This window comes from Acidovorax sp. 1608163, assembly GCF_003669015.1.
GTDB lineage: Bacteria > Pseudomonadota > Gammaproteobacteria > Burkholderiales > Burkholderiaceae_C > Acidovorax.
Window position 1 is genome coordinate 2,448,459 of sequence record NZ_CP033069.1, and the last position, 21,301, is coordinate 2,469,759.

At 64.4% G+C, this 21,301-nt stretch carries 18 protein-coding genes and 1 pseudogene; 10 read left to right on the forward strand and 9 right to left on the reverse strand.

Features of this window, described 5'->3' with window-relative positions:
- Positions 1-90: 90 nt before the first annotated feature.
- Both EAG14_RS10970 and EAG14_RS10975 read right to left on the reverse strand, forming a co-directional pair.
- Positions 91-1,344 carry a PLP-dependent transferase gene (locus tag EAG14_RS10970; protein ID WP_121728872.1) on the reverse strand — a complete coding sequence of 418 codons (1,254 nt, stop codon included), beginning with the start codon at positions 1,342-1,344 and terminating at the stop codon, positions 91-93.
- A 67-nt stretch (positions 1,345-1,411) separates the two neighbouring features.
- Positions 1,412-1,912, reverse strand: coding sequence for a BON domain-containing protein (locus tag EAG14_RS10975; RefSeq protein ID WP_121730423.1), 501 nt, complete (start codon positions 1,910-1,912; stop codon positions 1,412-1,414).
- Between the two features lie 202 nt (positions 1,913-2,114).
- On the opposite strand from EAG14_RS10975, the pseudogene EAG14_RS10980 reads away from it, so the two are divergent.
- The 4 genes and pseudogenes from EAG14_RS10980 to EAG14_RS10995 all read left to right on the forward strand — a co-directional run bounded on the left by EAG14_RS10980 (position 2,115) and on the right by EAG14_RS10995 (position 6,430).
- Positions 2,115-3,799, forward strand: a pseudogene (locus EAG14_RS10980) (SulP family inorganic anion transporter).
- Positions 3,800-3,868: 69 nt separating this feature from the next.
- Positions 3,869-4,645: a GGDEF domain-containing protein gene (locus tag EAG14_RS10985; protein ID WP_121728873.1), complete on the forward strand. Its 777-nt coding sequence runs from the start codon at positions 3,869-3,871 to the stop codon at positions 4,643-4,645.
- A 10-nt stretch (positions 4,646-4,655) separates the two neighbouring features.
- Entirely contained in the window at positions 4,656-5,498 is an 843-nt protein-coding gene (locus EAG14_RS10990; RefSeq protein ID WP_121730424.1) for a MinD/ParA family protein, read from the forward strand.
- Positions 5,499-5,671: 173 nt separating this feature from the next.
- Positions 5,672-6,430: a sulfurtransferase gene (locus tag EAG14_RS10995; RefSeq protein ID WP_121728874.1), complete on the forward strand. Its 759-nt coding sequence runs from the start codon at positions 5,672-5,674 to the stop codon at positions 6,428-6,430.
- Positions 6,431-6,507: 77 nt separating this feature from the next.
- Here EAG14_RS10995 and EAG14_RS11000 read toward each other — a convergent pair whose 3' ends face one another.
- From EAG14_RS11000 to EAG14_RS11010, 3 genes are all read right to left on the reverse strand, one after another.
- Complete coding sequence (locus tag EAG14_RS11000; protein ID WP_121728875.1) at positions 6,508-7,395, reverse strand: pirin family protein; 888 nt, start codon at positions 7,393-7,395, stop codon at positions 6,508-6,510.
- A 95-nt stretch (positions 7,396-7,490) separates the two neighbouring features.
- Positions 7,491-8,045 carry a flavodoxin family protein gene (locus tag EAG14_RS11005; protein WP_099655372.1) on the reverse strand — a complete coding sequence of 185 codons (555 nt, stop codon included), beginning with the start codon at positions 8,043-8,045 and terminating at the stop codon, positions 7,491-7,493.
- An 81-nt stretch (positions 8,046-8,126) separates the two neighbouring features.
- Positions 8,127-8,828 carry a pirin family protein gene (locus EAG14_RS11010; protein WP_121728876.1) on the reverse strand — a complete coding sequence of 234 codons (702 nt, stop codon included), beginning with the start codon at positions 8,826-8,828 and terminating at the stop codon, positions 8,127-8,129.
- Between the two features lie 106 nt (positions 8,829-8,934).
- Here EAG14_RS11010 and EAG14_RS11015 point away from each other — a divergent pair, with 106 nt between their 5' ends.
- The 5 genes from EAG14_RS11015 (at position 8,935) to EAG14_RS11035 (ending at position 13,903) form a co-directional block, all read left to right on the forward strand.
- Positions 8,935-9,873, forward strand: a complete 939-nt coding sequence (locus EAG14_RS11015) for a LysR family transcriptional regulator (RefSeq protein WP_099658614.1) — start codon at positions 8,935-8,937, stop codon at positions 9,871-9,873.
- Positions 9,874-9,960: 87 nt separating this feature from the next.
- The gene (locus tag EAG14_RS11020) at positions 9,961-11,082 is read left to right on the forward strand and encodes an NAD(P)/FAD-dependent oxidoreductase (RefSeq protein ID WP_121728877.1); all 1,122 of its coding nucleotides are present in this window, start codon (positions 9,961-9,963) and stop codon (positions 11,080-11,082) included.
- Positions 11,079-12,068, forward strand: coding sequence for a tRNA glutamyl-Q(34) synthetase GluQRS (gene gluQRS, locus EAG14_RS11025; RefSeq protein WP_121728878.1), 990 nt, complete (start codon positions 11,079-11,081; stop codon positions 12,066-12,068). Before EAG14_RS11020 ends, gluQRS begins: the two co-directional genes overlap by 4 nt.
- 14 nt (positions 12,069-12,082) lie before the next feature.
- Positions 12,083-12,820 (forward strand): tRNA (guanosine(46)-N7)-methyltransferase TrmB, encoded by a 738-nt coding sequence (trmB, locus tag EAG14_RS11030; protein WP_233205569.1) that lies wholly within the window; start codon positions 12,083-12,085, stop codon positions 12,818-12,820.
- Between the two features lie 33 nt (positions 12,821-12,853).
- Positions 12,854-13,903: a GGDEF domain-containing protein gene (locus EAG14_RS11035; RefSeq protein WP_099655368.1), complete on the forward strand. Its 1,050-nt coding sequence runs from the start codon at positions 12,854-12,856 to the stop codon at positions 13,901-13,903.
- A gap of 101 nt (positions 13,904-14,004) precedes the next feature.
- Here the strand turns inward: EAG14_RS11035 and bla are convergent, their stop codons facing one another.
- The gene (gene bla / locus EAG14_RS11040) at positions 14,005-14,910 is read right to left on the reverse strand and encodes a class A beta-lactamase (RefSeq protein WP_099658612.1); all 906 of its coding nucleotides are present in this window, start codon (positions 14,908-14,910) and stop codon (positions 14,005-14,007) included.
- Between the two features lie 138 nt (positions 14,911-15,048).
- On the opposite strand from bla, the gene EAG14_RS11045 reads away from it, so the two are divergent.
- Positions 15,049-15,978, forward strand: a complete 930-nt coding sequence (locus tag EAG14_RS11045) for a LysR family transcriptional regulator (RefSeq protein ID WP_121728880.1) — start codon at positions 15,049-15,051, stop codon at positions 15,976-15,978.
- An 82-nt stretch (positions 15,979-16,060) separates the two neighbouring features.
- Here the strand turns inward: EAG14_RS11045 and EAG14_RS11050 are convergent, their stop codons facing one another.
- From EAG14_RS11050 to EAG14_RS11060, 3 genes are read right to left on the reverse strand one after another with little or no spacing between them, the layout of a single operon-like run.
- The gene (locus EAG14_RS11050; RefSeq protein WP_121728881.1) at positions 16,061-16,684 is read right to left on the reverse strand and encodes a TetR family transcriptional regulator; all 624 of its coding nucleotides are present in this window, start codon (positions 16,682-16,684) and stop codon (positions 16,061-16,063) included.
- 11 nt (positions 16,685-16,695) lie between these two features.
- Positions 16,696-18,120, reverse strand: coding sequence for an AdeC/AdeK/OprM family multidrug efflux complex outer membrane factor (adeC, locus tag EAG14_RS11055; RefSeq protein WP_121728882.1), 1,425 nt, complete (start codon positions 18,118-18,120; stop codon positions 16,696-16,698).
- A gap of 1 nt (position 18,121) precedes the next feature.
- Positions 18,122-21,283: an efflux RND transporter permease subunit gene (locus EAG14_RS11060; protein ID WP_121728883.1), complete on the reverse strand. Its 3,162-nt coding sequence runs from the start codon at positions 21,281-21,283 to the stop codon at positions 18,122-18,124.
- Positions 21,284-21,301: the final 18 nt, after the last annotated feature.

The following is a 21,301-nucleotide window of genomic DNA, read 5'->3' on the forward strand; positions in this document are numbered from 1 at the left end:
AACAGACGCCACCACACCGTAATCCAGCCCACCACCGCGCGCCACTGAGGAAACTACCACCCCGCCCTGCGCATTTTCAATGCGGCCTGCTCAACCTGCGTGCGCAGTGCGCTCCATCACCGCCAGGGCTTGAAGCAGGTCCTGGCGCAAATCTTCGGCAGCCTCCAGCCCAATCGCAAACCGCACCAGCGTGCCAGGTTGCAGATGGGGCGTGCCCCTCTCACGCATGCTGCGCAGGTGGTAAGGCACCACCAGGCTCATAGGGCCGCCCCAGCTGTAGCCCAGCTTGAACAGCTGCAAAGCATCGCAGAAAGCATCCACCTGGGCTTGGCTGTAGCGGGCGTCCACCATCACGCTGAACAAGCCCGCCGCAGCGCCCTGCCCCGCCTGGGCTCCGCCACACAAGGCCTGCCAGTGGGCATGGCCGTGCGAGCCAGGCAGCGCCGGGTGCAGCACCTGCGCAATGGCCGGTTGCGACTGAAGCCAGGTGGCCAGTTCACGCGCAGAGCGGTCGTGGGCGGCATAGCGCAACGCCACGCTGGGCAGCGAGCGCAAAACGGCCTCCACATCGTTCAGCCCCACCCCCAGCCCCAGGCGCATGTGGGTGAGCTTGATCTTCATGTGCAAAGCCGCCGAGCGGGTCATGACGCTGCCCATCAACACATCGCCCCCGCCACTGGGGTACTTGGTCAGCGCATGCGCCGAGATATCAACCCCCAGGCTGCCATCCCCCAGCAAATCAAACGGCGCAAAAGCCAGCCCCGCGCCCCAAGTGTTGTCGAGCGCCATGGCCACGCCCCGGGCCCGGCAAATACGCACCTGTTCGCACAGGTCCGGGAACTCCATGGTCACAGACCCTGGGGCTTCCAGCCACACCAGGCGTGTCGAAGCAGAGATGCGCCGGGCCAGGTCCTCAGGGTCCAGTGGATCGTAAAACGCATGCGAAATGCCGTAGCGTGCCAGCTCGACGGCCGCGAAATCCTTGCCTGGCCCGTAAGCGTTGTCCGGGATCAGCACCTCGTCGCCCGTCTTGAGCAACGCCAGATTCACCGAGGCAATGGCAGCCAGCCCACTGGGCACCAGCACGCATTCGTGCCCGCCTTCCAGGGTGCACAAGCGCTCTTCCAAAGTGAAGGTGGTGGGGGTGCCGTGCAGGCCGTAGGTGTAGCCCGTCTTGTCCTTCCACTCGCGGCTGCGCATGGCAGCCACGTTGGGGAAAATCACGGTAGAGGCCTTGAACACCCCCGGCTGGGGGGCCGCAAAATCTGCGGGCGGCTGGTAGCGGTGGTGAACGATCTGGGTGGAAATATCAGGGGCGCGGTCTTCTTGCTTCATGCCGCGCATGGTAGCGCTTCAGCACCCTGGCCCAGTGCCTCGTCAACGGAGGCCCTGGGCGTCGGGTATGTAAGCATCACCCTGCGGAAACCACCAGCAGGTTGGTCACTGAAGTCACGCCCTTGACGCTCTTGGCAATGGTTTGGGCGCGGTCCTTGGCGGCCAAGCTGGGGGCGGGACCATTCAGTGTGACGGCGCCCCCCTGTGTGTCCACATTGATCTTGATGGCGCTCAGATCAGGGTCTTTGGCCAGCCCCGCAGACACTTGGGCCGTGATGGAAGCATCGTCCACCTTCTCCATCGCGGAGTTGGCGGCTTGCTTGGCCGAATCACCCAGGTCCTTCGCTGCCACTTCGGCCCGTTCAGCGCCCTTTTCCACTTGCACTTCGGCCTTTTGCATGGCGGCTTCGGTCTTGGCTCGGGCATCGGCGGCGGCTTGCTCTGTCTTTTCTACGGCGGAATCCAGGCGTTGGCCCACGGTGGGCTCTTCGGTTTTGCTGCAGGCCATCAGGCCCAAGGCCAGAGCGCTGACAGCCAACATCGACGCCACGCGGGTGGCTTTGGAAGTCACACCCATGGTCTGGACGGTGGATTGGTTCATCTCGGTGGTTTGCATCAGAAATCTCCTTGCGGATAAAGACATGGCTGAACTGTAGGCAGCGGGCCCGCCCCATCGGGTCAGACGGCGCGGAAAGGCGTGTAGGACAAAACACTGCAATCCCTGCGCGTTTTGTCACGCCCAGCCATCTTCAAAGGCCCCACAGCGCGACAATCACTGCATGCCTCGCATTTCTTTCAGCTCCTGGTTGCCTTTTTTGGCGTGGCCCCGGCCCAGCGCTGCGTTGCTGCGCGGCGAATTCTGGGCGGGCATGACGGTGGGCCTCATGCTCGTACCCCAGGGGGTTGCCTATGCAGCGCTGGCGGGCATGCCGCTGGTCACGGGCATTTATGCATCGCTGTTGCCTGCTTTGGTGGCGGTGCTGTTCAGCGCCTCCACCCGGCTGGGCGTGGGCCCCACGGCCTTGACGAGCCTGCTCATTGGCGCATCGCTGACCGGGCTGGCCGAGCCCGGCAGCGCCCAGTGGGTGCAAATGGCCGTGTGGATTGCACTGCTTTGTGGCGCCTTGCAGTGCGTGATGGGCTTAGCGCGCTTTGGCTGGGTGGTCAATGTGGTCACCTCGCCCGTGCTCAGCGGCTTTACACAGGCCGCTGCCTTGCTGATTTTGTCTTCGCAGCTAGGGGCACTCAGCGGCTTGCGGGCCGACTTCAGTGCGCTGCTGCACACGCCTTCTCTGGGGCTTTTTGACCTGACGGCGGCGGCATTCGGCTTGGGCGCTGTGGTCGCGCTGTGGCTGGCCAAGCGGCTCAAACCCACCTTTCCGGCCGCCATCGTGGTGGTGGGCCTGGCGGGCGGCATCAGCTGGATCAGCGGCTACGCTGATGCGGGTGGCGCGGTGGTGGGGCACCTGCCGCAAGGGTTGCCAAGCTTGCAGTGGCCCGGGCTTTTGCCTTGGGCAGACTTTTCTTCGCTGCTCATGCCTGTGCTGGTCATCACCCTGGTGAGCTTTTTGGAGACTGCCTCCAGCGCCAAGGTCGAGAGCCAGCGTTCCAGTGAACGTTGGAACGAAAACCAGGACCTGATTGGCCAGGGCCTGTCCAAAATCAGCAGCGGGCTGTGCGGCAGCTTTGCCACCAGCGCATCGTTTTCTCGCTCGGCCATCAACCTGTATGCAGGCGCGCAAAGTGGTTGGGCCACCGTGTTTTCCATCCTCGTGGTGCTGGTGGTGCTGTTGTGGCTTACTCCGGCGCTGTACTACGTGCCGCAATCGGCCCTGGCGGCCATTGTGGTGACGGCGGTGTTCAGCCTCATCAAACCAGCCACCTTCACCCGCCTGTGGCGGACGTCGCGGGTGGAGTCGGTCATCGCATTGGTCACCTTTGCCTTGACCCTGGCCACCGCACCACGCATGTATTGGGGTGTTTTGGCCGGTTTGGTGATGAACCTGTGCCACTTTCTGTACCAGCGCCTGCACCCCCGCATCATCGAGGTAGGCCTGCACCCGGACGGTAGCCTGCGCGACCGCCACCTGTGGAACCTGCCCCCCTGGCGCCCGAACTGCTGGCGCTGCGCATGGATGCAGAGCTGGACTTTGCCTCTGCCAGCGCCTTGGAGCGCTGGGTGATGGAGCACTTGAGCGCCCACCCCGAGATTAAGCACCTGTGCCTGATGGCCCAACCCGTCAACCGCATCGACGTGACCGGCCTGGAAACCTTTGCCCAACTGCATGCACAGATGCTGGCGCGGGGTGGTTGCCTGCACGTGAGTGGACTCAAGTTGCCGGTCGAGGCGGCCCTGCGCAAAGCGGGCCTGCTGCCAGCGGCCGCCGGGTTGGTCACCTACCGCACCGATGCCGATGCCCTTGTCGCCCTGCAGCAACTCCCACCCCGGGTAACACCTCTGTGATCGTGCAGAAATTGCAATCGGACGACCAACCCCGCTGATACACTCAATCAACTTTAGAAGCAACCATTTGTGTCTGACTCGGCGGCCCCTCACCTCGTAGACCTGCGCGATCTGCGCCTGGATACTGCCCATGCCCTGGTTGCCCAAGTAACCGGCAGCAGCGCAGCGCCTAGCCTGGACCGCTCTCACCCCCGTCAATACCTGCAAGGCGTCATAGACGGCCTGTGCGAACTTTCGCTGAAAGACCCGCTGACGGGCTTGGCCAATCGGCGTCATTTTCGGGCCGTGCTGGAGCGCGAAATCGACCGCGTGACCCGTTCGGGTGAAGCCGCCTTGCTTTTGATGCTGGACATCGACCACTTCAAAAAGGTCAACGACACCCACGGCCACCTGGCTGGTGACATGGTGCTGCAGTCTGTAGCGCGCACCTTGGCCGCTTGCGTGCGCCCCATGGACACCCTGGCCCGATACGGTGGCGAGGAATTCGCCGTGGTGCTGCCCGCTTGCCAATCTGCCTTTGGCTCCGTAGTGGCCGAGCGCATTCGCCGCGCCGTGGCCAACACACCGGTTCGCATTTCCCCATCGATTGAACTCAACGTCACCGTCAGCATTGGCGGGGCGTTCGCCCTTCAATGGATTCGCTCCACCACGCTGCTGTGGATTGACCGCGCCGATCACCAGCTCTATCAGGCAAAATCGGCCGGACGCAACTGCGTGAGCATCGAGGAGCAGCCCGACAGCACGGTCAGTGCCGAAGAGAAGAGCTTGTTGTTTGGCCCGCTGTATTCACCTTCTGGCTGGGGCGATCTTCCGCCTCCCCTGGATGCAACAGGCAGCGCCTACTGAAAGTTAGATGATGAGCGACGCGCTGTCCCCCCAACCCACTACACCCAACGCCACGCCGCAGCAGGCTGCTCCTGCGGCGGGTGCACGCATCATCGCCGTTACCAGCGGCAAAGGCGGTGTGGGCAAAACATTTGTGTCCGCCAACCTGGCCGCAGCGCTGACCCGCAGAGGCCAGCGCGTGCTGGTGCTAGACGCTGATCTGGGCCTGGCCAACCTGGATGTGGTGCTGAATCTGCACCCCAAGATCACACTGCACGATGTGTTCACCGGCAAAGCCACATTGGACGAAGCCGTGATCAAGGCGCCCGGCGGTTTTTCTGTGCTGCTGGCAGGCTCGGGCATGGTCGAATACTCGCGCCTCACGCCCGAAGTGCGCAGCCAGTTTCTGAGTGTTATCCAGGCGCTGACGCCCCAATACGATGTGGTGCTGCTAGACACCGGCGCCGGTATTTCCGATGTGGTGCTGTTCTCCGTCTCCCTCGCCTCTGAAGTGCTGATCGTGGCCACGCCCGAGCCCACCTCACTGACGGACGCCTACGCCGCCATCAAGGTGCTGGCGATGCAGCAAAAGCGCCAGCATGTGCGCATCGTGATCAACCAGGCGGCACGCCCTGGCGACGGCCGGGCCATCACCAGCCAGTTGCAGCAGGTGCTGGACCGTTTTGTCAGCACCCAATCGGGCCGCCCGGTGCGGCTGATTCACATGGGCGACATCCCTGCTGACCCCTCGGTGCGCGACGCCGTGATGCGCAGGCAACTGCTGCTGCTGAACACCCCAGGCTGCCCTGCGGCCCTGGCGATCTCGCAGCTGGCCAACAAGATCGAAACCGCGCTGCTGACGCAGACTGCATAGTCCGGCGCCAGCCCACCCGCTAGCCGGGTGGTGTTACTGCGGCTGCGCTTGTTGGCATACAGCCCTCTCCCACGGGCTCGTTCTGGCTCTGTGGCCAATGCCCATGGCGAAGTGTGATGGAGCGCCGCAAACCTCTTTCAAGATTCCCTTCCGTACCCAACACCCGCCTTGCCGTGACTGCTGTTCTCAACATCTCCTGCTACAAGTTTGTGCCCCTTCCTGACGCAGAGGTGCTGCGCGAGCAGTTGCACGCCCGCGCGGTGGCTTTGGGCTTGAAGGGCACGATTTTGTTGGCCGAAGAAGGCATCAATTTCTTTTTGGCGGGCGATGCCGACTCTGTGCGGGGCTTTGTCGACACCCTGCGTGGCGACGAGCGGTTTGCGGATCTGGACCCCAAGGAGAGCTGGTCAGACACGGTGCCGTTTCGCAAGATGCTGGTCAAGGTCAAGCGCGAGATCATTCGCATGGACCACCCCACCATCCGCCCCGCGCAAGGCCGCGCCCCGGCCGTTGCCCCCGCGACGCTGCGCCGCTGGCTGGAGCAAGGCCACGACGACGATGGCCGCGAAGTCGTGACCCTGGACACCCGCAATGCCTTTGAGGTGGACGCAGGCACTTTCGACAACGCGATTGACTGGCGCATTGGCAAGTTCACCGAGTTTCCCGCAGCACTCCAAGCCCACAAGGCCGCCCTGCAAGACAAGACCGTGGTGAGTTTTTGCACGGGTGGCATCCGCTGCGAAAAAGCCGCCATCCTGATGCAAGAGGAAGGCCTGGAGCATGTGTACCAGCTCGAGGGCGGCATCCTCAAGTACTTTGAGCACACCGATGGCGCGCACTACCACGGCGGCTGCTTCGTGTTTGATGAGCGGGCTGTATTGGCCACCGACCTCTCGGCACCAGAATCGGCCGATATCGCTATCAAAAAATGAGCTGCTAGCGCTTTATCAGAAAGCGCTAGAGGCATTTTTTGGTAAAAAAACAATTGACTGTGTGAGACACAAGCCCGTCAGGGCTTGAAGCGGTGTGCCGGCAAGGGGATGAATTCTGTTTCACCAGGCACCTGCCCCATGCGTTGCGCTTCCCAGTCGCTGGCGGCCTGCACGATCCGCTCCTTACGGGACGAGACAAAATTCCACCAGATATGGCGGCGTTCCGCCAAGGCATCGCCGCCCACCAACATGCAGCGCACAGGCGCAGAGCCCGCACGCAAGGCCAGAGGGCGGTCGGTGGGCAACACCGCCATGGTGTGCGGCTCCAGCGTCTCATCGGCCACAGACACGGCAGCGTCCACCGCATACAGGCCCAACTCCTGCGCCATGCCTGCAGGCAGCCTCAGTTGGCCGTTGGCGGGCAACTGGATGTCAAGGTACAACGCCGGGGCCAAGCTGACCACAGGCGACTGCGCCCCCCAGGCCTGCCCCACCAGCACCCGCACCGTAGCGTCGTCCACTTGCAACTGCGCAATGGCATCGGCAGGCGTGTGCACAAAACTGGGGGCGGCTTCCTCTTGCTCCGGTGGAAGCGCCACCCACAGTTGAATGCCGTGGTTCACATAGGTGGCGTTGGCCAGGGAGTCCGGGCGGCGCTCGGAATGCACGATGCCGCGCCCTGCGGTCATCCAGTTGATGGCGCCTGGCTCGATCTGCTGCACGCAGCCCAAACTGTCGCGGTGCAGGATGGCGCCCGAAAACAGATAAGTCACCGTGGCCAAGCCAATGTGCGGATGGGGGCGCACATCGTGCTCGGACTCCGGCACCACCGTGGCCGGGCCAAAGTGGTCAAAGAACAAGAAGGGCCCCACCGACTGGCGCGCCATGGCAGGCAGCAGCCTGCGCACTTTGAAGCCGCCGCCCAGGTCTTTGTCATGGGGGTGGATGCGTTCAATGGAAGTCATGGCGGCCCTTTAGTTCAGAGGTGAGGCGTTGAGGCTAAGTGCGGTGGCTGGGCGGCACCACGGCCACCCAGCCACGCACTCACGTCAAAGACGAATCAAGCCTTGAAACGCGCCGCGATGTCGGCCACGCGCTTGCCGAACAGCTTGGCGGTGTCCAGGTCACCCTGGGGGATTTCAGCGACGGAGGCATCGGAGGGAGACTGCACCAGCAAGCCCACCGAGCCGCCCAGGTTGTTCACATCATTGCGCGTAGCGGCTTTGGCATTGGCAGGCATCAGGCCCAGGCTCACCCACAGGCCGCCGTGCTGCGACGCCAGGGTCTGCAGGTACACCAGCGTCACTTGCTTGTCGCCATTGAAGCTGGCGCTGTTGGTGAAGCCGGCAAACACCTTGTCTTGCCAGGCGCGTGAGAACCAGGCTTTAGACGACGCATCGGCAAACTTTTTGAACTGCCAGCTGGGGCCACCCATGTAGGTGGGGGTGCCAAAGATGATGGCATCGGCAGCATTGAGCGTGTCCCAGCCCCCTTCGGGCAGGTTGCCGTCGGCATCGATGGCCAACAACTGGGCGCCAGCCCCTTCGGCCACCAGTTGCGCCACGCGCTGGGTGTGACCATAGCCGGAGTGATAAACCACAACGATTTGAGACATGAAAGCTCCTGTGATGAAAAACGACTGACAACGAAACAAACTTCAAAGCGGGCCCTGCGCAATGAAGGGCCCATGCAGGCGTCAACCTTCCAGGTCGAACACCAGCACCTCAGCGTCCTGCCCTGAGGACAGGGTGACAAACGGCTCGTCCACCAGCATGGCGGCATCGCCGGTGCGCAGGCATTCTCCATTGGCCTGCACTTGCCCGCGCACCACGTGCACATAACCCTTGCGCCCGGTCTTCAATGGCAAGGTGGCCGTTTCTGCGCCGTCAAAAAGGCCAGCATACAGCGATGCATCGGCGTGGATCGTGACAGAGCCCAAGGCTCCGTCAGGCGACGCCACCAAGCGCAAGGCCCCGCGCTTTTCAGCCGCAGAAAACCCGGTTTGCTCATAGCCTGGCGCAATGCCGCGCACATTGGGCTCAATCCAGATCTGCAGGAAGTGCGTGGTTTGCCCCTCGGCATGGTTGAACTCGCTGTGCATCACGCCCGTGCCCGCACTCATGCGCTGCACATCGCCCGGCGGAATGCCTTTGACATTGCCCATGCTGTCCTTGTGGGCCAGCTCACCAGAGAGCACATAGCTGATGATTTCCATGTCGCGGTGACCATGGGTGCCAAAGCCGGTGCCAGGGGCAATACGGTCTTCGTTGATGACGCGCAGGTTGCCAAAACCCATGTGCTGCGGGTCGTAGTAGCCTGCGAATGAAAAGCTGTGGAACGACTGCAGCCAGCCATGGTCGGCGTAGCCTCGGTCTTGGGATTTACGAACAGTCAGCATGGTGATTGCTCCTTTCAATGCCTCCACTGTAGGCCTCGCCTGCGGCCTTCTGGCTCTGATCGATTGATGGCATCATTCAAAATGCTTGAACAAAAATAAGCCCACCATGCAAAACGCACGCGATGTCCTGACACCGGACAGCCTGACCATGCTGCAAGTGATTGCCGAGGCGGGCAGTTTTGCCGCCGCAGCGCGCCAACTGGGGCTGGTGCCCAGCGCACTCACCTACCGGGTGCGGCAGATTGAGGATGCGCTGGACGTGCTGCTGTTTGACCGCAGCGCCCGGCAAGCCAAGCCAACCGAGGCCGGGGCCGAGTTGCTGCGCGAGGGCAATCGCCTGTTGCAAGACATCGATGCGGTGGCCAACCGCGTGCGCCGCGTGGCCACGGGGTGGGAGCCACAGCTCACACTCTCTATCGACGGCGTGATCTCCCCCCACACCATGCTGGAGCTGGTCGATGCGTTCTACGCCATGTCGCCCCCCACCCGGCTCAAGTTGCGCGACGGCATCATGACCGGCACCCGCGAGGCACTGACCTCCGGGCGGGCCGATCTCGCCATCGGCGTGTCTGGCATGGCCTCAGATGTCGCGGGTTTGCAGCAAGAGCTGTTGGGCGACTTGCTGTTCATCTATGTCGTGGCCCCACACCACCCCCTGGCCAACATGCCCGAGCCCATCACCGATGCCGTCATGCTGCGCCACCGCGCCGTGGCCGTGGCCGACTCGGCCTTGCGGGGCGGCATGACCATGGGCTTGCTGGGCGGGCAAGATGTGCTGACGGTGGACACCATGCAGGCCAAGGTGCAGGTGCAATTGCGGGGCCTGGGTGGCGGCTTTTTGCCCGAACCCATGGTGCGCCCCTATGTGGAAGCAGGCCGCCTGGTGGCCAAGCGCGTGGCGCGCCCTGAGCGCTATGTGCGGCTGCACTACGCATGGGGCGGCCCTGGCTTCACCGCGCCGGGGCGGGCCTTGCAATGGTGGCTGCAGCAACTGCAAAGCCCCGCCACGCGCAAGGCTCTGCTGGAAAACCACCACCATTTCTGAGCCGAAACACCCTGGCACGCGTGTAGAGTGGGCCTTGTTGGATTTCATTGTCGACCGTCTTCTTACGCTGTCACCGAAAGGCAACCCATGAGCAAAACCATCCCTCGCCCCGCCAAGCGGCCCCGACGCACCGACACATCCTCCCCGGCCACAGCCGCCGCCCCTGGCCGAGGCGCTCGCCACTTCGCCATCATTGGCGCAGGCATGGCAGGCATTGCCTGCGCCCGCACCTTGGTCCAGGCTGGCCACCAGGTCACAGTGTTCGAGCAGGCTGCCGCCCCCGGCGGGCGCACGGCCACCGTCGATAGCGCCTTTGGCTCGTTTGATGCTGGCGCCCAGTACTTCACGGTGCGCGACCCGCGCTTTGCGCGCGCCATCGACACCGTGCCCGGCCTGTGCAAGCCCTGGAGTGCCAACAACGTGCGCGTGCTGGACGCTTCGGGCCGCGTCACCTCGCCCGGGCTGCTGTCGCGCGAAGCGCACTGGGTGGCCAGCCCCGGCATGCAGTCGCTGGTGGCCACCTGGGCCCAGCCGCTGGAGCAAGCCGGGCGCATCCAGCTGAACGCGCAAGTCCATCGCATTGAAAGGGATTCGTTGAACCCCACCGGCTGGCAGGTCCGCACCGAGGGACTCGGCGGATCGCAGCATGTGTACGCAGGCTTTGATGCCGTGCTGCTGAGCCAGCCCGCCACCGCATCGCAAGCCTTGCTGGCCAAATCGGCCATTGACAGCACCTTGACCCCATCGCTGGCCAAGGTCGCCATTGCACCCTGCTGGACACTGATGCTGGCCTACCCCCAGGCAGTGCGCCCTGATCTGGCTACGCTGGGCCCCCAATGGAACGTGGCCCGCAGCACCCACCACCGCATTGCCTGGCTGGCGCGTGAATCGTCCAAACCCGGCCGAGGCTCTGTTGAGCGCTGGACGGTGCAGGCCAACCCCGCCTGGTCGGCAGAGCACCTGCAAGACAGCGAGGCCCGCGTGCAGGCCAAGCTGCTCAAAGCCTTTGCCGAAGTGACTGGCCTGCGCGCCGAGCCTGCCCACGCCGCCCTGCAGCGCTGGACCTATGCCCAAACCACCCACGCACTGGGCAAAAGCCATGTCTGGGATGCCAGCCTGGGGCTGGGTGCCTGTGGTGACTGGTGCCTGGGACATCGCCTGGAAGACGCTTTCATCTCCGGACTGGAGCTGGCGCTCGCCGTGAAATGACCCTGGCTGGAGGCACGAACGCTGCAAATGCCCGTGGCTATGTGGGGCGCTTTGCGCCCTCGCCCACCGGGCCATTGCATGCGGGCTCTTTGGTGGCCGCATTGGCCAGTTGGCTGGATGCGCGCGCCGCCCAAGGCCAATGGCTGGTGCGGCTGGAGGATGTCGATACCCCGCGCTGCATCCCCGGGGCCGACCAGACCATCCTCCACCAATTGGAGCGCTGCGGCCTGCACCCCGATGCCCCGCCGGTTTGGCAATCACAACGGGGCGCGCTGTACCAAACTGCACTGGACGCCCTGTGCGCCCAGGGGTTGGCCTACCCCTGCGCCTGCTCGCGCAAAGAAATTGAAGAAGCCCACACCGCACGCGGCCATGCCAAAGAGCGGCATGCGGCGCTGCCCTACCCCGGCACCTGCCGCACCGGGCTGCACGGGCGCCCGGCCAGGGCATGGCGCTTCCACACGGAGAGTTTTATCGAAAAATGCCCTCCAGGGCGCGCAGAAAAAGCGCAAGAAGCTATCAATTCAATAGCACCCAACTTGCTGATCTGGCACGACCGCAGGCTGGGCCAGCAAGCCCAGAATGTTTGCCAAGCCGTGGGCGACTTTGTGCTCAAACGGGCCGATGGCCTGTGGGCCTACCAGTTGGCCGTGGTGGTCGACGATGCCGAGCAAGGCATCACCCACATCGTGCGGGGCGAGGACCTGGCCGACAACACGCCCCGCCAAATCCTGCTGCAACAAGCCCTGGGCCTGCCCACCCCCACCTACCTGCACACCCCGCTGGTGCTGGGTGCCAATGGCGAAAAGCTCTCCAAACAAAACGGTGCAGCGGCACTGGACCTGAGCGACCCACTGGCCGCACTGCGCCAAGCCGCGCAGGCCCTGGGTTTGCCTGCGCTGGCACATCCACACAACATTTCTGTAGCAGATGCCTTGGCGCTGTGGGCCAAGGCGTGGCCGCGAATCTACAATGGCGCATCGTGATCGAACAGAACAATATTTCCCTTGACGCAGAGCCCACCGCTTTGCCCACGTCCACAGCGGGCGCTGCCCCCGCTGGTGTGGCCTATCCCAAAACCATCAAGAGCTTCGTGCGCCGCGCTGGCCGCACGACCACAGGCCAGGCCAAGGCCTTTGAAGACCTGGGCCCCCGCTTTTTGCTGAACTACCAAGCCGCGCCGCTGGATGCCCCCGCCGCCTTTGGCCGCGCCGCACCTTTGATCCTGGAAATCGGTTTCGGCATGGGCGAGGCCACCGCCCACATTGCCCGCGTGCGCCCCGATGACAACTTTCTGTGCTGCGAAGTGCACGAACCCGGCGTGGGTGCGCTGCTCAAGCGCATTGGTGAGCACGACATCACCAACATCCGCATCCTCCAGCACGACGCCGTGGAAGTCATTGACCACATGCTGCCCCTGGGTACGCTCGATGGTGTCCATGTCTTTTTTCCAGACCCCTGGCACAAGACCAAGCACAACAAGCGCCGACTGATCCAGTCGCCCTTGGTGGCCAAGCTGGCCGCCCGCCTCAAGCCCGGTGGCTACCTGCACTGCGCCACCGACTGGCAGCCCTACGCAGAGCAAATGCTTGAAGTGCTGGGCCAGGAGCCCTTGCTCGTCAACACGGCCGAAGGCTACGCCCCGCAACCTGCGTACCGTCCACTCACCAAGTTCGAAAACCGCGGCTTGCGTCTGGGGCATGGGGTGTGGGATATCGTGTTCACACGCCGCAATTAATGCCCTGACACGGCTGTACGTACTTCCTTGACTATGAAGCCCATACTGCAACACCTGGTTGAAATGACCGGCCACCGCGATCACTTGCGGCTTGAAGTGTCGGTGCTCTCCACCCTGCAAAAGCTCAGCAGCATCAAGGAAGTGCGGGCGCTGGAACTCTTTACGGACCAGGGCGAGCCGCACATCCGGCCACGCACCTGGGTACAAGAGGGGCAGCTGGTATCCACCGACTCTGAAGCCGCAGCAGACCCCCGCAAGGAGCCGCTGGAACGCTACCCCGAGCTGTTTGAATGCGTAACCAAGCAAGGCGACAGTGCACTGGCCAACCCACGCCCTGGTCGCCACACCCTGTGGCTGCCGGTGTGGATGCACGAAAAGGTCAGCACCTGCCTGGAAATCACGCAGTCGCGCCCCTTCTCTGCCCACAAGCTCGATGTGCTCAAAGGCGTGTTCCTGGTCTACCAGAACTACCAGAGCCTGCTCGACTACTCCGAGCGCGATGCGCTCACAGGCCTGTTCAACCGCAAGACGTTTGACGAGCAATTTGCGCGCACCGCCTCGCCAGGCCTGAGCAGCAACCGGCCCAAGAACGCGGAGTCCATGATTGGGGAAGAAGTGCTCACCCAAAGCGAGCCGGTGCAGAACTGGCTGGCGGTGGTGGACATTGACCACTTCAAGCTGGTGAATGACCGGTTTGGTCATTTGTACGGCGACGAAGTGCTGATCCTGATTGCCAACATCCTGCGCACGTCTTTCCGCTCGCACGACCGCATCTTCCGCTTTGGCGGTGAAGAGTTTGTGGTGCTGCTGCGCAACACCACCCTGAGCAAAGCCCACAAGGTGTTCAACCGCTTCCGCGAGACGGTGCAAGAGCACCACTTCCCGCAAGTAGGGAACGTCACGGTGAGCCTGGGCTTTGTGGGCACTTCGCGCGGCTCCCCGGTGGAAATCCTGGGCCAGGCCGACCAAGCCCTGTACTACGCCAAAGAACACGGCCGCAACCAGGTTCGGTTCTATGAAGACCTGATTGCCTCAGGCGAGCTGGCCACCAAGGTGGCCAACGACGACGTAGAACTGTTCTGATCGGCGGGCCTGTCTCGGCTCGCCTTGGTCCTTTTCACTTTCCACGCTCTGCCCCCGCCCGGCAGGACAACGCCCGCTGCGCTTGCCAGTGCTTTGGAGCCTTACACGGCTGACGCAGCCAATGCGGCCAAGGCGCTGCGCGCCACCTCGGCAATGGCGGCCTCGCGTTGTTCGGGCTTGGCCTTGGACTGCGTGAGGTAGCAGGTCAGCAGCACGGGCGCGCCACCACCCTGGGGCCACAGCACGCCGATATCGTTGGTGGTGCCACTGCTGCCCGCCGTGCCCGTTTTGTCCCCCACCCTCCAGCCCGGCGCGCCTGCCCGCAGGCGCTTGTCGCCCGTGCTTGTTTCTACCAGCCAGCGCTGCAGCGTGGCGCGAGACGCGGGCGTGAGGGCATCGCCCAGCACCAGCTTTTGCATGGTCTGCAGCATGGCCAGGGGCGTGGTGGTGTCGCGTGGATCACCTACAGCGGCTTCGTTCAGCGTGGGCTCGTTGCGGTCCAGCCGCGTGACCGTGTCGCCCAGGGTGCGCAGGTAGGCCGTGAGCGCGCTGGGGCCACCATGGCGTGCCAGCAGCAGATTGGCGGCGGTGTTGTCGCTCAGGCTCACGGTGGCAGAGCACAGCTCGCCCACCGTCAGGCCGCCACCGGCCCCGGCCTTGGGGCCACTCACCGGCGAATAGTCCACCACCTCGCTGGCCGGGTACTGCACCCGGGCATCCAGCCGCTCTTTGCCCTGGTCGACCAGCGCCAGCATCCAGCCCGCCAGGGGCAGCTTGAAGGTGCTGCACATGGCAAAGCGCTCGTCCTGGCGCCAGCCCAGCGCCAGGCCGCTGCCCGTGTCCAGCAGGGCAGCGCCCAGCCGCCCCTGTGCGTTGCGCTCGATCTGGGTCAGGGCCTGCTGCCACTGCTGCGCCACGGCCGCACCGGGTGTGCGCGCTGCAGCACAACCCCACAGGGGCATCAGTGCAGCCGTTGCCAGCCCCCAGGAAAACTCTCGTCTTTGCATCGCCATCATTCACCTCGTTTGAGAAAGATGCGAACGATACGGGGGATGCAAGGCCCCCACCAGCGGCAATAATTGCACCCAGCCCCCAGAAAAACTTATGCATCACCCTGCACCTGCGCCAGCAGTTGCCACCACGCCATGCACTTGCCTCTGAACGCCCTGCGTGCCTTTGAGGCATCTGCCCGGCACCTGAACCTGACCCGTGCGGCGCAAGAGCTGCATGTAACGCAAACAGCGGTGAGCCAGCACATCCGCAACCTGGAAGAGCGCCTGGGCAAGCCCTTGTTTCGGCGCCTGCCGCGTGGTCTGGCCTTGACCGACGAGGGGCAGGCGCTGCTGCCCACGCTGAGCGACGCCTTTGCCCGCATGGAAGCCGCGCTGGAGCAGATCCGCGACCCCCGCCCGCGCGAGGTGCTGACGGTGGGCGTGGTGGGCACCTTTGCCGTGGGCTGGCTGCTGCCCCGGCTGCGGCATTTTCAGCAAAGCTGCCCGTTTGTGGACTTGCGCCTGCTCACCCACAACAACCGGGTCGATATGGCGGGCGAAGGGCTGGACTACGCCATTCGCTTTGGCGACGGGGCCTGGCACGGCACGCACGCCGAGCGCATTTTGCAAGCCCCGTTGTCGGCCATGTGCACACCCGCCCTGGCGCAGGGCCTGCAGCAGCCCGCTGACCTGGCCCGGCTGCCCCTGCTGCGCAGCTACCGCGCCGACGAGTGGACCGCCTGGTTTGCAGCTGCGGGCCTGCCCTGCCCGGTGCTGCGGGGCGCGGTGTTTGATTCGTCCCTGACGCTGGCCGAAGCCGCCGCCCAAGGTGCCGGGGTAGCCCTGCTGCCGGTGGCCCTCTTCGCCCGTGAGCTGCAGCAAGGCCGGCTGGTGCAACCCTTTGCGCTGGAGCTGCAGCGCGGCGCCTACTGGCTCACCCACCTGCAGTCGCGCAGCGCCACAGCCGCCATGCAGGCGTTTGCACAGTGGCTGCTGGCGCAAGCCCATTCGACCAGCGCAGGCCTGCCCGCGCACGATGCGGCGGTGCCTGAAGCAAAGCAGGCGCCCTTTGAAGACCATTAACCAAATAGGCCTCTAGCGCCTGATGAATAAGCGCAAGAAGCTACGCTTTTGATAGCATATATCTTTGAGAGGCTGTGGCCCGTCAGCCCACAAACACCCCTGCCAAGTGCGTCTGCAGTGCGCTGGCACCCACGGTCGCCAGGCCAAACGCCCCTGGCTGGCGCAGCCACTGCTGCATGAGTCCCTCCACCAAAGCGAACACGCCCAACGCCGCCACCGCAGGCTCAATGCCGGGGCGCAGCGCGCCTTGGGCGGCGGCCTGGGCCAATGCGTTTTGAAAGCACAGCAGGCCCGCCTGGCGGTGGGCCTGCTGCACCTCCACCAGCCGCTCGTGGCCCTGCCCCACGCTCCACGGCCCCAGGATGCACAGCAAGCGCTGGGCTGGCACGGAGGTCTCCAGCCAGGCCAAAGGCGCTGTGCCCAGGCGCACCAGCGCCTGCCGCAACGCCAAAGGGCTGCCCGCCTGCACGGCATTGGGCAAGGGCCGCACCACCTGCCAGGGCAGCTGCGTTTCGTCCAGCAACGCCTCCAGCAAGTCGCTCTGGTCCCTGAAGTGCCAATACACCGCGCCACGCGTCACACCAGCGCGGTGGGCCACCTCTTGCATGGCGCTGTGCGCCCAGCCGCGCTCCGCAAAAAGCTGCGCGGCAGACTCCAGAATGCGCTGGCGGGTGGCCTGCGCCTGTTCCTGCGTTCTGCGGGCCATGGGGGCGTGCGCTACAGGGTGGACGCACTGCCCGACCAACCGCCCCCCAGCGCCTTGTACAGCGTGACGCCATTGGTCAGCTGGGCCAGGCGGGTGCCGATCAGGGTCTGGCGCGCGCCGTACCACGAGCGCTGGGCGTCCAGCACATCCAGGTAGCTGTCCACGCCCCGGTCAAACCGGGCTTGCGACATGTGCAGCACCTCGCCACTGGCCTGCACCAGGGCGTTTTGCGCCTGCAACTGGTCGCCCACGGCACTGCGCTGGGCCAGCGCATCGGCCACTTCGCGGAAGGCGGTCTGGATGGCTTTTTCGTACTGCGCGAGCGCAATGCCCTGCGCGGCTTTGGCGCTGTCCAGGTTGGCCTGGTTGGCACCGCCATCAAAAATGGGCAGGCTGATTTGGGGGATGAAGCTCCAGCTGCCCGAGCCTGCCTTGAACAGGCCCGACAAGTCCGCACTGCTGCTGCCCGCCGTGGCGGTGAGGCTGATGCGCGGGTAGAACGCCGCCCGCGCCACGCCAATGTTGGCGGTGGCGGCCTTGAGCTGGTGCTCGGACTGCAACAAATCGGGCCGGCGCAGCAGCAGATCGGACGGCACCCCGGCTGGCAGCGCAGGCAAGGCGTTCAGCGTGTCGCCCAGCACCTCGGGCGCCAAGGTATCAGGCACCGGCGTGCCCAGCAGCAGCGCCAGGGCGTTGCGGTCTTGCGCCACCTGGCCGGTGTAGCGGGCCACGTCCACGCGGGCGCTCTCCACACTGGTTTGCAGCTGGCGCAGCGTCAGGGCCGAGGCCGCGCCCAGCTCAAACCGCGTCTGGGTCAGGCGGTACGACTCGCTTTGGCTGCGCAGGGTCTCTTGCGCCAAAGCCAGGCGCTCCAGGTCGGCAGCCCAGGTGAGGTAGGCGGTGGTCACCTCGGCCACCAGGCTGATGTGCGTGGTGCGGCGGGCCTGCTCGGTGGCCAGAAACTGCTCCAGCGCCTGGTTGCTGAGGTTGCGCACGCGGCCAAACAGGTCCAGCTCATACGCACTCACGCCCAGGTTGGCGCTGTACTGGTGGCTGGTGATGGCCGTGCCCGCACCCGACAAGCTGGCCGGGGTGCGCGCTGCCGTGCCACTGCCCGTGGCGTTCACCGAGGGCAGGGTTTGCGCATCTTGCACGCGGTATTGGGCGCGGGCCTGTTCGATGTTGAGCACGGCCACACGCAGGTCGCGGTTGTTCGCCAAGGCCAGCTCAATCAGGCTGCGCAACTTGGCATCGGCAAAGAACGTGCGCCAGTCGATGTCGCCGGTAGCGCCGCTTTGTGGAGTGCCGCCGTCGGCCGCATCCGGGTAGGCCGCCGGCACGGGCGCAGCGGGCTGCTCATAGGTGGGGGCCAGGTTAGCACAGCCGGTCAGCACCAGGGCGGCGGCCAGCAGGGACAAAGTCAGGGAACGGGGCATTTCAGTGGCCTTCCGACAAAACAGGGGTGGCAGCGTGCACATCTGCACCAGAGGCAGGCTTTTGGCGCCCAAACAGCTTTTGCACGATGACGAAGAACAGCGGCACGAAGAAGATGGCCAGCACCGTGCCGGTGACCATGCCACCCACCACGGCCGTGCCCAGCGCGTTTTGCGCACCTGCGCCCGCGCCCTTGCTCAGCATCAGCGGCAGCACACCCAGAATGAACGCCAGCGACGTCATCAAGATTGGCCGCAGCCGCATGCGTGCCGCCGTGATGGCCGACTCGACCAGCGAGTGGCCCTGCGCATACAACTCCTTGGCAAATTCCACGATCAAGATGGCGTTTTTGGACGCCAGCCCCACCGTGGTCAGCAACCCGACCTGGAAGTACACATCGTTCATCTTCCACGTCAGCACCGCACCCGCCAGGGTGCCCAGAACGCCCAGCGGCACCACTAGCAGCACTGAGAACGGAATCGACCAGCTCTCGTACAGCGCCGCCAGACACAGGAACACCACCAGGATGGACACGGCATACAGCAGCATGGCCTGGCCGCCCGCTTCGCGCTCCTGGCGCGACACGCCCGTCCACTCAAAGCCAATGCCCGCGGGCAACTCGGCCGCATGGCGCTCCACCAAATCCAACGCCTGGCCGCTGGACATGGCGCCCGGCAGGGCCATGCCCAGGATTTCCACCGAGGGCACGCCGTTGTAGCGCTCCAGGCGCGGCGAGCCGGTGATCCACCCCGAGGTGGAGAACGCGCTGAACGGAACCATGGTGCCGCTGCTGTTGCGCACAAACCATTTGCCAATGTCCTCGGGCGCCATGCGGTGCGGCGCATCGGCCTGCAAGAAGACCTTCTTCACCCGGCCCTTGTCCAGAAAGTCGTTGACATAGCTGCTGCCCCACGCCACCGAGAACGTGTTGTTGATGTCGGCCATGGACAGGCCCAGCGCACCCGCCTTGTGCTCGTCAATGTCGAGGCGAAACTCGGGCGCGTCTTCCATGCCATTGGGGCGCACGGCCACCAGGCCCTTCTCTTGCATCAGCGCGCCCAGCAACTGGTTGCGCGCGGCCATCAATGCGTCGTGGCCCAGGTTGGCGCGGTCTTGCAGCATCAGGTCAAACCCGCTGGCGTTGCCCAGCTCAGACACCGCAGGCGGCGCAAACGCGAACACCGAGGCATTGCGGATTTGCGAGAGTGCACCCATCGCCTTGTTGGCCACGGCCTGGGCCTTGAGGCCCGGCGCCGTGCGTTCGCCCCAGGGCTTGAGCTTGACGAAGGCAAAGCCCGTGTTCTGCCCACTGCCCGCAAAGCTGAAGCCCGCCACGGTGAAGATCGAGTCCACCGCGTCTTTTTGCTCTTCCAGAAAGTGGTGCTGCACCTGGTCCAGCACCTTTTCGGTGTTGCTTTGCGTGGTGCCTGGGGGCAGTTGCACGATGGCAAACAGCGTGCCCTGGTCTTCCTCAGGCAAGAAGCCTGCGGGGATTTTGGTGAACACAAAGCCTACGGCCACCACCAAAATGGCGTAGCCCACCATCCAGCGGCCACCGCGCTTAAGCATGCGCTGCACCAGGCTTTGGTAGCCACGGTTGCTGCGGTCAAAAGCACGGTTGAAGGCGCCAAAAAACCCTTTTGTGGCCAACCCGTGCCCCTTGGGAATGGGCTTGAGCAACGTGGCGCACAAGGCGGGCGTGAGGATCATGGCCACCAGCACCGACAGCGTCATCGCCGACACGATGGTGACGGTGAACTGGCGGTAGATGACGCCCGTGGAGCCACCAAAGAAGGCCATGGGCACAAACACGGCGGCCAGCACCAGGGCCACCCCCACCAGCGCGCCGGTGATCTGGCCCATGGATTTGCGCGTGGCTTCCAGGGGCGACAAGCCCTCTTCGCTCATCACCCGCTCTACGTTTTCGACCACCACAATGGCATCGTCCACCAGCAGGCCAATGGCCAGCACCATGGCCAGCATGGTCAGTGTGTTGAGCGAATACCCAAACGCCGCCAGCACGCCAAAGGTGCCCAGCAGCACCACCGGCACCGCAATGGTGGGGATGAGCGTGGCGCGGAAGTTCTGCAAGAACAGGTACATCACCACAAACACCAGCACCACGGCCTCGACCAGGGTTTTGACCACTTCCTGGATGGAGATGCGCACAAACGGCGTGGTGTCGTAAGGCTTGATGACCTTCATGCCCTGCGGGAAGAACTTGCCCAGCTCAGCCAGCTTGGCGTCCACCGCCTTGACGGTGTTGAGCGCATTGGCACCGGTGGCCAGCTTGATGGCCAGGCCCGCAGCGGGCATGCCGTTGAAACGGGCCACCGTGGCGTAGCTTTCGCCGCCCAGCTCAATGCGCGCCACATCGCTCAGGCGCACGGCGGCGCCGTTGGCCTGGGTGCGCAGCAAGATGCCTGCAAACTCATCGGCCGTCTTCATGCGCGTTTGCGCCGTGATGGTGGCATTGAGCTGCTGGTTGGCCGTGGATGGCAGGCCGCCGAGCTGCCCGGCAGACACCTGCGCGTTCTGCGCCTGGATGGCGTTCTTCACGTCCAGCGGCGTCAGGTTGAAGCTGTTGAGCTTGCTCGGGTCCAGCCAGACGCGCATCGCGTATTGCGAGCCAAACAGCGTCGTGTCGCCCACGCCTTCTACGCGGCTGATCGGGTCTTGCACGTTGGCCGCTACGTAGTCGGACAAGTCCGAGCCGTTGAGCTTGCCGTCTTCCGACACAAAGGCCAGCACGTTCAGGAAGTTGTTGGCCGACTTGGTCACGCGCACGCCCTGCTGCTGCACCTCTTGCGGCAGCAGCGGCGTGGCCAGGGCCAACTTGTTTTGCACCTGCACCTGGGCAGTGTCGGGGTCGGTGCCGTTCTCAAACGTCAGCGTGATGGTCACGCTACCCGAGGACTCACTGGTCGAAGCGATGTAAGAGAGCTTGTCCAGCCCCTTCATCTTCTGCTCGATGACCTGGGTGACGGTGTCTTCCAGCGTTTTGGACGAAGCGCCTGGATACGTGGCCGAGATGGCGATGGCGGGCGGCGCAATGGTGGGGTATTGGGCGATGGGCAGTGTCAGCACTGCCATCACCCCTGCCAGCATCGTGATGATGGCAAGCACCCACGCGAAGATGGGGCGGTCGATGAAAAAACGGGCCATGGGATTCTCTTTGCGGGG

Excerpts from the sequence above, each read along its gene's own strand:
- EAG14_RS10970 (WP_121728872.1), bottom strand. The coding sequence starts at position 1,344 with ATGCGCGGCATGAAGCAAGAAGACCGCGCCCCTGATATTTCCACCCAG.
- EAG14_RS10975 (WP_121730423.1), bottom strand. The coding sequence starts at position 1,912 with ATGGGTGTGACTTCCAAAGCCACCCGCGTGGCGTCGATGTTGGCTGTC.
- EAG14_RS10990 (WP_121730424.1), top strand. The coding sequence starts at position 4,656 with ATGAGCGACGCGCTGTCCCCCCAACCCACTACACCCAACGCCACGCCG.
- EAG14_RS11000 (WP_121728875.1), bottom strand. The coding sequence starts at position 7,395 with ATGACTTCCATTGAACGCATCCACCCCCATGACAAAGACCTGGGCGGC.
- EAG14_RS11005 (WP_099655372.1), bottom strand. The coding sequence starts at position 8,045 with ATGTCTCAAATCGTTGTGGTTTATCACTCCGGCTATGGTCACACCCAG.
- EAG14_RS11010 (WP_121728876.1), bottom strand. The coding sequence starts at position 8,828 with ATGCTGACTGTTCGTAAATCCCAAGACCGAGGCTACGCCGACCATGGC.
- EAG14_RS11015 (WP_099658614.1), top strand. The coding sequence starts at position 8,935 with ATGCAAAACGCACGCGATGTCCTGACACCGGACAGCCTGACCATGCTG.
- EAG14_RS11020 (WP_121728877.1), top strand. The coding sequence starts at position 9,961 with ATGAGCAAAACCATCCCTCGCCCCGCCAAGCGGCCCCGACGCACCGAC.
- gluQRS (WP_121728878.1), top strand. The coding sequence starts at position 11,079 with ATGACCCTGGCTGGAGGCACGAACGCTGCAAATGCCCGTGGCTATGTG.
- EAG14_RS11035 (WP_099655368.1), top strand. The coding sequence starts at position 12,854 with ATGAAGCCCATACTGCAACACCTGGTTGAAATGACCGGCCACCGCGAT.
- bla (WP_099658612.1), bottom strand. The coding sequence starts at position 14,910 with ATGCAAAGACGAGAGTTTTCCTGGGGGCTGGCAACGGCTGCACTGATG.
- EAG14_RS11045 (WP_121728880.1), top strand. The coding sequence starts at position 15,049 with ATGCACTTGCCTCTGAACGCCCTGCGTGCCTTTGAGGCATCTGCCCGG.
- EAG14_RS11050 (WP_121728881.1), bottom strand. The coding sequence starts at position 16,684 with ATGGCCCGCAGAACGCAGGAACAGGCGCAGGCCACCCGCCAGCGCATT.
- adeC (WP_121728882.1), bottom strand. The coding sequence starts at position 18,120 with ATGCCCCGTTCCCTGACTTTGTCCCTGCTGGCCGCCGCCCTGGTGCTG.
- EAG14_RS11060 (WP_121728883.1), bottom strand. The coding sequence starts at position 21,283 with ATGGCCCGTTTTTTCATCGACCGCCCCATCTTCGCGTGGGTGCTTGCC.